This window comes from Rhodoferax sp. (assembly GCF_014859475.1).
Taxonomy (GTDB): domain Bacteria; phylum Pseudomonadota; class Gammaproteobacteria; order Burkholderiales; family Burkholderiaceae_C; genus Rhodoferax.
This window is the reverse complement of record NZ_JACUUE010000058.1, coordinates 1-13,534: the sequence shown is the minus strand read 5'-3', so window position 1 is coordinate 13,534 and position 13,534 is coordinate 1. Positions and strand designations below refer to the sequence as shown.

The following is a 13,534-nucleotide window of genomic DNA, read 5'->3' as shown; positions in this document are numbered from 1 at the left end:
CTCGGGCCGATGGCTGTCGGAAGTCAATCGCGGCGAGGGCGCCGCTCCCACAGGGCCATGATGGCTGTTTGAAATTTGTGGGAGGCCCGCCTCGGGCCGATGGCTGTTGAATCAGCCGGCGCTGTATTTGCGCAGTTCGTGTTTGGCGATGGCGTTGCGGTGGACTTCATCGGGGCCATCGGCAAAGCGCAGCGTGCGCGCGCAGGTGTAGGCGTAGGCCAGCGGAAAGTCGTCGCACATGCCGGCACCGCCAAAGGCCTGCATGGCCCAGTCAATCACCTCGCAGGCCATTTTTGGCGCCACCACCTTGATCATGGCGATTTCGTTTTTGGCCAGCTTGTTGCCGCCCACATCCATCATCCAGGCCGCCTTGAGCGTGAGCAGGCGCGCCATGTCGATCTTGCAGCGGGCGTCGGCAATTCGCTCCTGCGTGACGGTTTGCGCAGCTAACGGCTTGCCAAAAGCAATGCGTTGGCTGGCGCGTTGGCACATCAGTTCCAGCGCCCGCTCTGCCAGGCCGATGAGCCGCATGCAGTGGTGAATGCGCCCGGGCCCGAGGCGCCCCTGGGCGATCTCGAAGCCGCGGCCTTCGCCCAGCAGAATGTTGCTCGCCGGCACGCGCACATTTCTGAATGAAATCTCCATGTGGCCATGGGGCGCGTCGTCGTAGCCCATGACGTTGAGGGGGCGCAGCACCTGCACACCGGGCGTGTTGGCCGGCACCAAAATCATGCTTTGCTGGGCGTGGCGGGCAGCCGTGGGGTCGGTCTTGCCCATCACGATGTAGATCGCGCAGCGCGGGTCTCCGGCGCCGCTGATCCACCACTTGCGGCCATTGACCACATAGTCGTCGCCGTCGCGCGTCATGCTGGTCTCGATGTTGGTGGCATCGCTGGAGGCGACGTCGGGCTCGGTCATGGCAAAGGCCGAGCGGATGGTGCCGTCGAGCAGGGGTTTGAGCCAGCGCGTTTTGTGCTCTGTTGCGCCATAGCGGGCGATGGTTTCCATGTTGCCGGTGTCTGGCGCCGAGCAGTTGAAGACTTCACTCGCCCAAGGCACGCGGCCCATGATTTCGGCCAGTGGCGCGTATTCCTGGTTGGTCAGGCCGGCGCCATCAAAGCCGGCGGCCTGGGCGCTGTCCACGGGCAAAAACAGGTTCCAAAGGCCCTGTTCACGGGCTTTGAGCTTGAGCCTTTCGATGGTTTGCAGGGGCGTCCAGCGCTTGCCGGCCGCCGTATTGGCTTCGACTTCGGCGTGGTGCGCGCCTTCGGCCGGGTAAATGTGCTCATCCATGAACTGCAGCAGTTTGGCTTGCAGCGTTTTGGTTTTGGGCGAGTAGTCAAAGTCCATGGGTTGCTTTCAAAAAGTTCTTTAGCTGTCAGGCACGTTGGGCGAACTGCCAGGCCAGCTCGGCCAGCGGGCGGGCACCGGCGGCAGCGCTGACGGCCTGCGCGCTGGCTGCCGTGCCGGCTTCCACCCGTTTGCCGATGCCTTGCAGAATGGCAGCCATGCGAAACAGGTTATAGGCCAAATAAAAGTTCCAGTCCTGCGCCAGTCGCTCGGGCGTGGTCAGGTGCGTCTGCTCGCAATAGCGGCGGATGTAATCTTGTTCCGAGGGAATGCCCAGGCTCGCCAGGTCGAGCCCGCCAATGCCGCGGAATGCGCCGGGCGTGATGTGCCAGGCCATGCAGTGGTAGCTGAAGTCGGCCAGCGGATGGCCGAGCGTGGAGAGTTCCCAGTCGAGCACGGCGATGATGCGCGGCTCGGTGGGGTGGAACATCAGGTTGTCGAGCCGGTAATCGCCATGCACGATGCTGACCATGGCAGGGTCGCGCGCCATCTCGGGAATGTGCTCGGGCAGCCACGCCATGAGCAAGTCCATCTGCGCGATGGGTTGCGTGATGGAGGCCACATACTGTCGGCTCCAGCGGCCGATCTGGCGCTCAAAATAATTGCCGGGTTTGCCATAGCTTGCCAAACCGCGCTGCGCGTAGTCCACGCTGTGCAGCGCCGCCAGCACGCGGTTCATCTCGAGGTAGATGGCCGCGCGTTCCGTGGGTGTCATGCCGGGCAAAGACTGGTCCCAAAAAATGCGCCCTTCCATGAACGCCATGATGTAGAAAGCGCGGCCAATGATTGACTCGTCTTCACATAGGCACAACATGCGCGGCACCGGGACTGCCGTGCCAGCCAGGCCCGACATCACGGCAAACTCGCGCTCGATGGCGTGAGCCGAGGGCAGCAGCTTGGCGGCTGGCCCGGGCTTACTGCGCATCACGTAGGTTTGCGATGGCGTGATGAGTTTGAAGGTGGGGTTTGACTGCCCGCCCTCAAAGGCCTCGAGCGTCAACGGGCCGGCAAAGCCGGGCAAATGGCTTTGCAACCAGGTGGCCAGCGCGGCGGTGTCGAAGGGTGGGGTGCTAAGGTGCTGCATTGGCTAAGAATCTGAAGTTGCGATGCGCATCAAGGCTTCTCGGTCGCGCACCACCAAGCCACCGGGTTCGATACGGATGGCTTCCTCGCGCTCCATGGCTTTGAGTTCCTGGTTCACGCGCTGGCGCGACGCGCCCAGCAGTTGGGCCAATTCCTCCTGTGCCAACTGCAAGCCAATGCGCATTTCTGCGCCATTGCTCAGCGAGGGTGCGCCGTAACTGCGCACCAGGTGCAGCAATTGCTTGGCCAGCCGTGCCCGCAGGGGCAGGGTGTTGAGGTCTTCCACCAAACCATACAACTGGCGTATGCGCCGCGCATGCAAACGCAGCAAGGCTTCGTACAGTTCGGCGTGTTGCGCCAGGATTTTGTTGAAATCGGCGCGCGCCACGCACAGCAGCGTGCTGTCGCCGTGGGCATAGACATCGTGGGTGCGGCGGTCGCCGTCGAACATTGCCACGTCGCCAAACCAGATGCCGGGCTCGACATAGGTCAGCGTGATCTGCTTGCCGGAGATGGTGGTCGAACTGACGCGCACCGCGCCTTTGACGCAGGCGATCCACTCCTGGGCCTGATCGCCGCGGGCGGCAATCAGGTCGCCATCCAGATGGCGTCGAACATAGGCACATCGCAAAATATCGTGTCGAAGAGAGGGTGAAAGACCAGAAAACCAGCGCCCGGCGTTGATGGCTGAGCGTTCTTCGATGGTAAGGATAGGTTCGTTCATTGGCTGTCGTATGGGCGACTTGACTAGCGCCGTACCTGCAAGGCACCGGGGTTGACGATGTTGGTGGGGCGGCCCTTGATGAAGTTGATGACATTGTCAAAGGCTGCGCTGAAATACATCTCGTAGCTGTCTTGCTCCACGTAACCAATGTGTGGTGTGCAAATGCAGTTTTCCAGACGCAGCAGGGCGTGGCCCTGCAAAATCGGTTCGCTTTCATACACGTCAACCGCACCCAGGCCCGGGCGACCGCGATTGAGCGCACTGATCAGGGCATCGTGCTCAATCAGCTCGGCCCGCGAGGTGTTGACCAGCAGGGCAGTGGGCTTCATGCGTGACAGGTCGTCCAGGCGCACGATGCCTTGTGTTTCTTCATTCAGGCGCAGATGCAGTGACAGCACATCGGACGTTTCAAAAAATGAATCGCGTGTCGCTGAGGCCTCGTAGCCCTGCTGTATGGCGAGTTCCCGGCTGGGGGCACGGCCCCAAACCAGCACGCGCATGCCAAAAGCCTTGCCGTAACCAGCCACCAATTGGCCAATTCGGCCAAAGCCCCAAATACCCAGCGTGCGTCCTTTTAGCACGGTGCCCAAGCCAAAGTTGGCAGGCATAGCGCCTGATTTCAGGCCGGACTGTTGCCAGGCGCCGTGTTTGAGGTTGCCGATGTACTGGGGCAGTCGTCGGGTTGCCGCCATGATCAGCGCCCAAGTCAACTCTGCCGGCGCAATCGGCGAGCCGGTGCCCTCGGCCACCGCAATGCCGCGCTCGGTGCAGGCAGTGACATCAAGGTGGCTGCCAATACGCCCGGTTTGGGCAATCAGCTTGAGTTTTGGCAGCTTCTCGATCAGTGCGCGGGGCATATGGGTGCGTTCACGGTTGAGCACAATCACGTCGGCGTCTTTGAGTCGCACCGACAGTTGTCCCAGGCCCTTGACGGTGTTGGTATAGACCTTGGCATGGTAAGACTCCAGCCTGGCCGAGCAGGCCAGCTTGCGCACCGCGTCTTGGTAATCGTCCAGTATCACAATATTCATGACATGGATTGTGCCTTGACGTGCAGAACTGGCGTGAAAAGTCGGCCAAAAAATAGCGACGATGGGAGCAATTTAGTGAGGATGTTCGAACGCGGCCAGGCGATCGAGTTCAGCGCAGACGTCGGCCATGCGTCCGGAAATCACCAAGCGCCCTGCATGGGAGGCGGTTTGACCGGCCTCCAGTACACGCAGCACGCGCAAGGGCCGCAATGCGCCCGCACTGCCTCGGGTGCAGGCTCGGGGATTGGGCGTATTTAAGTGAACCACGTTTGGGAAATGGAGGGGTTCTGAAAATGCGATGTTCATTTTTGGTTGGCTCTGGCGGTTGGAACGGTAGGTACTGGCAAGGTCAGCAGGGGGCTTACATCAGCATGGTGTTACGGATCAGGCCGACCGCCAGGCCCTCGATTTCAAAGGCTTCACCCGGCTCCACCACAATGGTCTGGTAGTCGGGGTTTTCGGGATGGAGCTCGATCAGGTTGTCGTGGCGCATGAAGCGCTTGACGGTGACTTCATCGCCGAGCCTGGCAACCACAATCTGGCCGTTTTTGGCTTCGCGGGTGCTTTGCACCGCCAGCAGGTCACCGTCCATGATGCCGGCATCGCGCATCGACATGCCGCGCACCTTGAGCAGGTAGTCGGGCTTGCGCTGGAACAGGCTGTCTTCAAGGTAGTAGGTTTTGTCGATGTGTTCTTGCGCCAAAATCGGCGAGCCGGCCGCCACCCGCCCGATCAGGGGCAGTGCCAGTTGGCCCGCAAAGTCTGCCACCGACTGCACCAGCGACTTGCTGCGTGCGGCGTTGATGGCTTGCAAGGTGTCGCTTTTCAGGCGAATGCCACGCGAGGTTCCGCTGACCAGCTCAATAGCGCCCTTGCGCGCCAGCGCCTGCAAATGCTCCTCGGCCGCGTTGGCCGATTTGAAGCCGAGCTCGGTGGCAATTTCAGCGCGTGTGGGCGGCGCCCCGGTGCTGGCGATGGCGCGCTGGATAAGATCGAGGATCTGTTGCTGGCGATCAGTCAGTTTGGGTCTGATAAGCATGGCGACTCCTGGGGTGATGTTGAAACAAAACACTGGTTTCTTGTCCAGTAACTGTATTTTTAACCAGTTCAAGAAAGACTGCAAGTGGTGAATCAAAATAATTTGAAAAATATTGTGGTGCTGGGCACCGGCGGCACCATTGCCGGCACGGCGGCCTCGGCCGCTGACAACATTGGCTATCGCGCCGCCCAAGTGGGTGTAGCCGAGTTGCTGGCTGGCGTGCCAGGCATGTCGGAGGTGCTTGAAGGCCATGCCCTGGTCTGCGAGCAGGTGGCCCAGATTGATAGCAAGGACATGAGCTTTGCCATCTGGTCAGCGCTGGCGCTAAGCGTTCAGCAGCACCTGGCGCAAGACGATGTGGCTGGCGTGGTGATCACGCACGGCACCGACACGCTCGAAGAAACCGCCTTTTTCCTGCATGCCGTGCTGCCCGCTGCACTGCAGTTGCACAAGCCGGTGGTGCTGACCTGCGCCATGCGGCCGGCCTCGAGCCTTAACCCCGATGGCCCGCAGAATTTGCTGGACGCGGTGGCACTGGCGCGCACCGACGGCGCTTGCGGTGTGATGGCGGTGTGTGCCGGCGTGGTGCACAGTGCTCTGGCTGTGCAGAAAGTGCATGTCTATCGCCCCGATGCCTTCAGCTCGGGCGACGCCGGGCCGCTTGGTTATGTCGAAGAAGGCCGTTTGCGCCAGGTCAAAAACTGGCCGCTCGCGCTGACGCATCAGACATCGGGCGCACTGGAAAAATTGGAACACATCAACCCATGGCCGCGGGTCGAGATTGTGATGAACTACGCAGGTGGCAGCGCAGCCGTGGTGGATGCGCTGCTGCAACCCCTGCCATCGGCACCACCGCTGCGAGGCCTGGTTGTGGCCGGCACCGGCAATGGCACATTGCATGTTGAACTGATCGAGGCACTGCAACGCGCCGAGCAGGCCGGGGTGCGGGTGTTGCGCGCGAGCCGCTGCGGTGAGGGGCGTGTGTTGCCGGTGGCAGGCAGCCTTTTTGCCGACAGCAAGGGGCTTTCGCCGGTCAAGGCCCGCGTGGCCCTGATGCTGGCGTTGATGTAAGAGGCCCACCTCGGGCCGATGGTTTTTGCGGTAATCGCGGCGAGGGCACCGCTCCCACAAGCGGTAGCCCGGGCGTTTAGCTCTCCAGCGCAGCAAAAGCGCGCGCGGTGATGTCTTCGACGCTGCCGGTGCCGCTGATGGCGCGGTATTTGGGTGCGGCAGCGGGGTCGGCCTTGGCCCAGTTGTTGTAATAGTCAACCAGCGGGCGAGTCTGGGTGCTATAGACTTCGAGCCGTTTTTTAACCGTTTCTTCCTTGTCATCTTCGCGCTGTACCAGCGGCTCGCCGGTGACATCATCGGCCCCTGCCACTTTGGGCGGGTTGAATTTGACGTGGTAGGTGCGGCCTGAGGGTGGGTGCGAACGGCGTCCGCTCATGCGGTCGATGATGGCCTCAAAGGGTACGTCGATATCAAGCACGTAGTCGAGCTTGACGCCAGCGGCCTTCATGGCATCGGCTTGCGGAATGGTGCGCGGAAAACCGTCAAACAGGAAGCCCTTGGCGCAATCGGGCTGGGCAATTCGTTCTTTCACCAGGTTGATGATCAGGTCGTCGCTGACCAGGCCGCCTGCATCCATCACCTGCTTGGCCTGTACGCCCAACGGGGTGCCTGCCTTGACGGCGGCGCGCAACATGTCGCCAGTGGAAATTTGTGGAATGCCGTATTTTTGGCAGATGAATGTGGCTTGTGTGCCTTTACCAGCGCCGGGTGCGCCCAACAAAATGAGTTTCATACTTGTCCTCTGGTACTTATGGAAAATTGAAGCAGTGTGAGAATAGCACGCGATGGCTACGGCAAGGCTTACAGGTTTTTCCGTAAAAAAGGGCTCATGCGCCCAGCAAACGTCGCACCCGCGCCAGGTCTTCGGGCGTGTCCACGCCAGGGCCGGGCGCGTGCTGGGTGATGTGCACGGCAATGCGATGCCCGTGCCACAAGGCGCGCAATTGCTCGAGCGATTCGGTCCGTTCCAGCGGCGCTTGCGCCAGCTTGGGAAACAGGCGCAAAAAGCTGACCCGGTAAGCGTAAATGCCAATGTGCCGCAACGGCGCCGGGCTGGGCAACTGGTCGGGCGCGTCGCGCGCGAAGGCAATCGGCGCGCGGCTGAAATACAGCGCCATGTGCTGGGCATCGAGCACCACCTTGACCACATTGGGGTTGTGAAAATCTGCCACATCGTCGAGCGCATGGGCCGCCGTGCTCATGGCCGCTTGGGGGCGCCGGGCCAGCAAGTGGGCGACGTCGGTGATGAGTTGCGGGTCGATCAGCGGCTCATCCCCTTGCACATTGACCACGATGGCGTCATCGGGCAGGGCCAGCAGATCGCAAGCCTCGGCCAGCCGGTCGCTGCCCGAGGGGTGATCAGTGCGGGTGAGCACCGCTGTGATGCCATAGGCTTGACAAGCGTTCACGATCTCAAGGCTGTCGGCGGCCACCACCACGCTGTGTGCGCCTGAGCGCAGCGCCTGTTGCGCCACGCGAACCACCATCGGCACACCGGCAATGTTGGCGAGCGGCTTGTCGGGCAGGCGGGTGGAGGCCAGCCGCGCCGGAATCAGCACGTTGAAGGTCAAGGCTTGCGCCCTTCCTCGATCTCGGCGTCGGTCAAGGCTCTGGCCTCACTTTCGAGCAATACCGGAATGCCGTCGCGCATCGGGTAGGCCAGGCGGGCGCTAAGCGATATCAGCTCCTGGGTGTCGTGTTTGTAGGTGAGCGGCCCCTTGGTGACGGGGCAAACCAGTAATTCAAGTAGTCGTGTGTCCATGGAGCAATGATAGCGCGCGCGGCAGGCTGCATGCGTTGGTTTATGTCTTGATTCTTGATGTAAGAAAGCTTGATTGAGCGGCTAACCGTGACCCGCAGCGCGCGTCGGTTATCTTACTCCGCGAATGTCCCCCGGCTCGGACTGCGTCCGACCCTCCTCCTTTATTTCGCTGCGTCAGACACCCGACGCACGCTGCTAGCCATCGGTGCGCATTTAAGCTCCCAGGAGTGGTTCGAGCGCTTGATCAAAATCGTGCCAGAAAGCGGGTTCGGGTTCAAACTCGAGCGGCACGGCGAGTGCGTCAGGTTCCATGGCCCACAATTTGACGGCATCCTTTTCTGTGCAGAGCACGGTGCAGGCGCCGTCAGCATTGACGGCCCATTGACTGAAATCAGCGTGGTCAGGCAGTGCGATTGTTTTGGCCAGCGGCAAGCCGCGCTCGCGCAGCATGGCAAAAAAAGCCTCCGGGGTGGCAATCGCGGCGACCGCCAGCAGTGGTTTGCCAGCCACCAGGTCGGCCAGCGCCACCCGGCTGCCGTCAGCGCGCAGGGCATGGTTTGCCAGCTGGCGACTGGCGCGAAAACCGCCAGTAAAAGCCGGTTGCTGGCCAGTGTGCAGCAGCAGGTCAAACGGACGCGGCCAGGGTTCCCGCAACGGGCCGGCGGGCAACAAGAAACCGTTGCCCACGCCCCGGTTGTCAAAGACACCAATCTCCAAGTCGCGCTGCAGTGGCAGATGTTGCAGGCCATCGTCACACACGATCAGCCGGATGTGCGGGTGCTTGTCGAGCAGGGCGCGCCCGGCTTGCGCCCGATTGGCGGCCACAAAGACCGGGGCAGAGGTGCGGCGCTGGATCAGCGCCGGCTCGTCACCGATGTCGTCGATGGCACTGTCAGGAAAAACCTCCAGGCATTCCTGGCTGCGGCGTCCGTAGCCGCGCGAGACCACACCCACCGGCACGCCACGCGCCTGCAGATGCTGCACCAACGCCATCACCACCGGAGTTTTGCCGGCACCGCCCGCCACCACATTGCCGACCACGATCACGGGCACAGGCAGGCGCTCGGAGGTCAGCCAACCCAGGCGGTACAGTGCCCGGCGCAAGCGCACCAGAAGCCCATACAGCAGGGACAGCGGCCACAGCAACCAGGCCAGCCAACCGCGCCGCTGCCAGGCACGGGTCAGGCTGCTGCCGGGCACAGACGCCGCCTCAGACATGACTCAGGGCGCGCGACCGTTGGTGGATGACACCGAGGCAAAGGTGATTTGCATCAGGCCGGCGCGGCGCGCGGCTTCCATCACGCTGATGACCGCCTGGTGCCGGGCGTTGGCGTCGGCGTGGATGATGAGCACCGAGTCGGCACCCGCTTTGGCGCCCGCCTGCAAGGCGCTGGCCAGGTCGTCCACGCTGCGGCCGTTCACCACCTGCTTGTTAACGCTGTACTGGCCCTCGGCGCTGACCGAGACCAGCACCTCGCGGGGGTAATCGCGCTGCGCGTCGGCATCGGCCACCGGCAGTTTGAGCTGCATCTCGGTGAACTTGCTGTAGGTGGTGGTGAGCATCAGAAAAATCAGGATGACGAGCAGCACGTCGATGAACGGGATCAGGTTGATCTCAGGCTCTTCCTTGGGGCGCACCCGGAAATTCATCATGGCTGGGCCTACTTGCGCAAGGTGTAGAGATGGCGCGCCAGATGCTCGGAGGCCAGTTCCAGTGTCAGTAGATATTCATCGACGCGGGCGCGAAAGTAGCGCCAGAAAATCAGCGATGGAATCGCCACGATCAAGCCGAAAGCGGTGTTGTATAACGCCACCGAGATGCCGTGCGCCAGTTGTGCCGGGTTGCCGCCCATGTTGACGCCGGTCGGTTGCGAGCCAAAGATTTCAATCATGCCAACCACGGTGCCGAACAGGCCCATCAGTGGCGCCACCGACGCGATGGTGCCCAGCGCGCTCAGGTAGCGCTCCAGCCGGTGCGCCACCTGGCGGCCGGTGGTCTCCATGCTGGCGCGCAACTCGTCTTCGGTGCATTTTGGGTTGGTGTTGAAGGCGCGCAGGCCGGCGGCCAGCACCTCGCCCAGGGCCGAGTTTTGTTCGAGCTTGGCTACCACGTCAGGGTCGGGCACGTTCAGGCGCGTGACGGTCAACACTTCGTCGAGCAGAAGGGGTGGCGCCACTTTGATGGTTTGCAGGTTGATGAAACGCTCGATGATCAGCGCCAGGGCCAGTATCGAGCAGGCAACCAAGGGCCAGATCGGCCAGCCTGCGGCTTGTAGGATGGAAAACAAATTGAAACTCCGCTCAAGAATATTGCTGGTGAATTATGGCCCAGCAGGAAAGCCTTTTGGACAGTTAACCACATCCCGGGCTGTGGACGGGGCGGACGCCGGGGGCTCATACGCTTCGCTTTTTAAAATCGCCCCTGACAGCCGCCCCATCCACAGCCCTGGACTTGGGTGTGCAGGCGTGAGTGGCAAGCCGTTTTCAGGTGTTAGCCATCCATCCGTTCAACACCCGGTCGCTGTCAAACTGCCTGGGCTCGCCTTTGATCGGATCGGTGAATTCAAGCCGTTTGGCGAGCAGTTGCAGCGGCCTGGCATGGTCCAGCTGGCCTTCGGGCGTGAGCTCGGGGTAGAGGCCGTCGTTCAGAATCGGCAGGCCCAAGCCCAGCATGTGCACACGCAACTGGTGGCGCTGGCCGGTGACCGGTTTGAGCTGGTAGCGCGCCTGGTCGCCACGCACCTCGAGCACATCAATGTGCGTGATGGCGTTGGGCTGGCCCGGCACCTCGTGCTGCAGCATGAAGTGGCCCGCCTCGCGGATGCGGCTGCTGCGCGTGTGCGGCCAGCTCAGGTCAGGCCGCCACGGCGCAATTGCTTCGTAGGTTTTGCGCACCTGGTGCTGGCTGAACAGCGCGCAGTAGGCGCCACGGCTGGCGGGCTGTTTTGAGAACAACACCAGCCCGGCGGTGTCGCGGTCGATGCGGTGAATTGGCACCAGGTCATCGAGTTGCAGCTTGTTTTTGAGCCGCACCAGCAGCGTTTCTCGCAGGTAACCGCCGGAAGGCACCACCGGCAAAAAATGTGGTTTATCGACGACCAGCAAGTGTGCGTCTTCAAAGAGCACCACGGCTTCAAAGGGAATCGACGGTTCGTCGGGCACTTCGCGGTAGTAGTACAGACGTCGAGACAGACGTTGATGCGCGGCGTAGGGCGCTTGGGCGCCGTGTTGCGGCAAGACAGGCTGGCCCTGTTCGTCGATGACATCGCCGTGGGCCATGCGATCGAGCCAGGTCTGGGGCGTGATGTTGGGGAAGCGCGCAGTCAAAAAGTCGAGCAATGTGGGCCACGGACCGGCGGGCAGACCCACACAACTCGGGCCGATGCCCCGGCGTGTGGGCGGTTTAAATGGCAATTTAGACGCGCTCAAACACCAGGTCCCACACGCCGTGTCCCAGTTTGAGGCCGCGGTTCTCGAACTTGGTCAACGGCCGGTAATGCGGCTTGGGGGCATAACCCAGCAGCTCGGGGTGTTGGGCCAGCGCCGCGTTTTTGAGCAAAGGCTCGGCGCTCAGCACTTCGAGCATCTGTTCGGCGTAAGGCTGCCAGTCGGTGGCGCAGTGCAGGTAGCCGCCCACCTTCAGGCGCGCTACCAGTTTGGCGATCAGCGGCGGTTGAATCAGACGGCGCTTGTTGTGCTTCTTTTTGTGCCACGGGTCGGGAAAAAAAATATGCACGCCGTCCAGGCTTTGCGCTGGCAGCATGTGGTCGATGACTTCGACGGCATCGTGCGCGCAGATGCGGATGTTGCGCAAGTTTTGCTCGCCGATGCGCTTGAGCAGCGCGCCCACGCCGGGCTCGTGCACCTCGCAGCACAGGAAGTTGGTCTGTGGCAGTGCCGCGGCAATGTGCGCCGTGGCCTCGCCCATGCCAAAACCGATCTCCAGCACCGTGGGCCTGGGGTGGGTGTCATCGCGATCATCGGGGTTTGCCGGGTCTGCAAAGGCCGCTGCGAAATCGAGCGCAATGGGCTGGTAGGGCCGCAAAAAGCGGGGGCCGAGTTCGTCAAACGCCTTGCTCTGGCCGCTGGTGACGCGGCCGGCGCGGCGCACGAAACTCTTGATCATTTTGGGATAAGCCACATCGGCGAGCGACTGCGGGCGGATGCGTGGCGTGCGGGCCGGTTCGGGCGCTTGTGGGGGCGTGTTTTGGGTGTCGTTCACGGTGCGCGATTGTAGAGACACTTCCATTGCGCCACCCAGTGCGACAAGGCGTCAGCGGCAACATGCTGCGCAGTCAGTCCCAGCACCGCAGCGGCCTGGTTCAGCGCGGTCAGTGGCTGGCCGACGTCCAGAGCCAGGGCGCCATTTTGCTTGCTGAGTTTTTCGCCGTTGGCGCCCAGCACCAGCGGCGTGTGCAGGTAGCGCGGCGTGGCCACGCCCAGCGCGCGTTGCAGCAGCATCTGGCGCGCGGTGTTGTCCGCCAGGTCCTCACCGCGCACCACGTCGGTGATGCCCTGGTCGGCGTCGTCCACCACCACGGCCAGTTGGTAGGCAAAGCAGCCGTCGGCACGCTTCAGGATGAAGTCGCCCACCGCGGTGCTCACGTCTTGCACCTGCGCCCCCAGACGGCGGTCTTGCCAATGGAGAAGGGCCTGGTCAGGGGCCCGGAAACGCCAGGCGCGCGCGGGTTTGCCCCGCAAGCCAGCGCGACAGGTGCCGGGGTAAATCAGCTCGCTGTGGCGCACTTTGGTTTGGCCGCTGTGCTGCAGCGCCAGCGTAATGTCGCGGCGCGAACAGCCGCAGGGATAGGCATGGCCGCTGGCAATCAGTGCGTCCAGCGCCTGCTGGTAAAGCGCCGAGCAACCGGATTGGTACCGCGGCGGCTGGTCACTGTGCAGGCCGCAGGCAGCCAGTTGCCGCAGGATGGTCTGGTCCATGCCGGGCAGGCAGCGCGTGCTGTCCGCATCCTCGATGCGCACCAGCCATTGGCCACCATGGGCGCGCGCATCAAGCCAACTGGCCAACGCCGCCACCAGCGAGCCCGCATGCAGCGCCCCGGTGGGCGAGGGCGCAAAGCGGCCGGTGTAATGTGACGCGCTATTCAACGTCATGGCGAACGCCAGCCCGTCATTGCGAACGCAGTGAAGCAATCCATGACTTCCAGCAGCATGGACTGCCGCGCTACGCTTTCCATGAACAGCCCCGTCATTGCGAACGCAGTGACGCAATCCATGACTGCCGACTGCATGGATCGCCACGGCCTACGGCCTCGCGATGACGGGGTTGGTTCATGGTCTGTGTGCGGTATCGAGCCGATTCGGATGGCTCGCAGTGACGAAGTCTCTGTTCAAGGTCCGTCTGCGGTATCGGGCCTGATTGGGCTGGCTTGCGGTGACGAATCGTGAACTAAACCACCGCCAGTGCCAGTTCCAGCCCTGACACAAACGCGTCTTCCACGCGGTGGCCCAGACAC

The 13,534-nt window shown here is 62.5% G+C and carries 15 protein-coding genes; 1 reads left to right on the top strand and 14 read right to left on the bottom strand.

Features of this window, described 5'->3' with window-relative positions:
- Positions 1 to 111 precede the first annotated feature (111 nt).
- The 5 genes from IBX54_RS07380 to lexA all read right to left on the bottom strand — a co-directional run bounded on the left by IBX54_RS07380 (position 112) and on the right by lexA (position 5,227).
- Entirely contained in the window at positions 112 to 1,350 is a 1,239-nt protein-coding gene (locus IBX54_RS07380) for an acyl-CoA dehydrogenase family protein (protein ID WP_296542022.1), read from the bottom strand.
- Positions 1,351 to 1,378: 28 nt separating this feature from the next.
- Positions 1,379 to 2,434: a phosphotransferase gene (locus tag IBX54_RS07375; RefSeq protein ID WP_296542021.1), complete on the bottom strand. Its 1,056-nt coding sequence runs from the start codon at positions 2,432 to 2,434 to the stop codon at positions 1,379 to 1,381.
- A 3-nt stretch (positions 2,435 to 2,437) separates the two neighbouring features.
- The gene (locus tag IBX54_RS07370) at positions 2,438 to 3,157 is read right to left on the bottom strand and encodes a Crp/Fnr family transcriptional regulator (protein WP_296542020.1); all 720 of its coding nucleotides are present in this window, start codon (positions 3,155 to 3,157) and stop codon (positions 2,438 to 2,440) included.
- Positions 3,158 to 3,180: 23 nt separating this feature from the next.
- A complete protein-coding gene (locus IBX54_RS07365) occupies positions 3,181 to 4,188 on the bottom strand; it encodes a D-2-hydroxyacid dehydrogenase family protein (RefSeq protein WP_296542019.1) in 1,008 nt (335 codons plus the stop codon).
- A 361-nt stretch (positions 4,189 to 4,549) separates the two neighbouring features.
- A complete protein-coding gene (lexA, locus tag IBX54_RS07360) occupies positions 4,550 to 5,227 on the bottom strand; it encodes a transcriptional repressor LexA (protein WP_296542018.1) in 678 nt (225 codons plus the stop codon).
- A 102-nt stretch (positions 5,228 to 5,329) separates the two neighbouring features.
- Between lexA and IBX54_RS07355 the strand changes: the two genes are divergently transcribed.
- On the top strand, positions 5,330 to 6,298 hold the full coding sequence (locus IBX54_RS07355) for an asparaginase (protein WP_296542017.1): 969 nt from the start codon (positions 5,330 to 5,332) through the stop codon (positions 6,296 to 6,298).
- A 76-nt stretch (positions 6,299 to 6,374) separates the two neighbouring features.
- Here IBX54_RS07355 and adk read toward each other — a convergent pair whose 3' ends face one another.
- From adk to gluQRS, 9 genes are all read right to left on the bottom strand, one after another.
- A complete protein-coding gene (gene adk, locus IBX54_RS07350) occupies positions 6,375 to 7,031 on the bottom strand; it encodes an adenylate kinase (RefSeq protein WP_296542016.1) in 657 nt (218 codons plus the stop codon).
- Positions 7,032 to 7,125: 94 nt separating this feature from the next.
- A complete protein-coding gene (kdsB, locus tag IBX54_RS07345; RefSeq protein WP_296542015.1) occupies positions 7,126 to 7,869 on the bottom strand; it encodes a 3-deoxy-manno-octulosonate cytidylyltransferase in 744 nt (247 codons plus the stop codon).
- The gene (locus IBX54_RS07340; RefSeq protein ID WP_296542014.1) at positions 7,866 to 8,060 is read right to left on the bottom strand and encodes a Trm112 family protein; all 195 of its coding nucleotides are present in this window, start codon (positions 8,058 to 8,060) and stop codon (positions 7,866 to 7,868) included. Before IBX54_RS07340 ends, kdsB begins: the two co-directional genes overlap by 4 nt.
- A gap of 213 nt (positions 8,061 to 8,273) precedes the next feature.
- Positions 8,274 to 9,278, bottom strand: coding sequence for a tetraacyldisaccharide 4'-kinase (gene lpxK, locus IBX54_RS07335; RefSeq protein WP_296542013.1), 1,005 nt, complete (start codon positions 9,276 to 9,278; stop codon positions 8,274 to 8,276).
- Between the two features lie 3 nt (positions 9,279 to 9,281).
- Positions 9,282 to 9,710, bottom strand: coding sequence for a biopolymer transporter ExbD (locus IBX54_RS07330; protein WP_296542024.1), 429 nt, complete (start codon positions 9,708 to 9,710; stop codon positions 9,282 to 9,284).
- A gap of 11 nt (positions 9,711 to 9,721) precedes the next feature.
- Entirely contained in the window at positions 9,722 to 10,348 is a 627-nt protein-coding gene (locus IBX54_RS07325; protein ID WP_296542012.1) for a MotA/TolQ/ExbB proton channel family protein, read from the bottom strand.
- Between the two features lie 196 nt (positions 10,349 to 10,544).
- Positions 10,545 to 11,489, bottom strand: coding sequence for a pseudouridine synthase (locus tag IBX54_RS07320; RefSeq protein ID WP_296542011.1), 945 nt, complete (start codon positions 11,487 to 11,489; stop codon positions 10,545 to 10,547).
- Positions 11,476 to 12,186 (bottom strand): tRNA (guanosine(46)-N7)-methyltransferase TrmB, encoded by a 711-nt coding sequence (trmB, locus tag IBX54_RS07315; protein ID WP_296542023.1) that lies wholly within the window; start codon positions 12,184 to 12,186, stop codon positions 11,476 to 11,478. Before trmB ends, IBX54_RS07320 begins: the two co-directional genes overlap by 14 nt.
- A gap of 92 nt (positions 12,187 to 12,278) precedes the next feature.
- Positions 12,279 to 13,172, bottom strand: coding sequence for a tRNA glutamyl-Q(34) synthetase GluQRS (gluQRS, locus tag IBX54_RS07310; protein ID WP_296542010.1), 894 nt, complete (start codon positions 13,170 to 13,172; stop codon positions 12,279 to 12,281).
- Between the last annotated feature and the right edge of the window lie 362 nt (positions 13,173 to 13,534).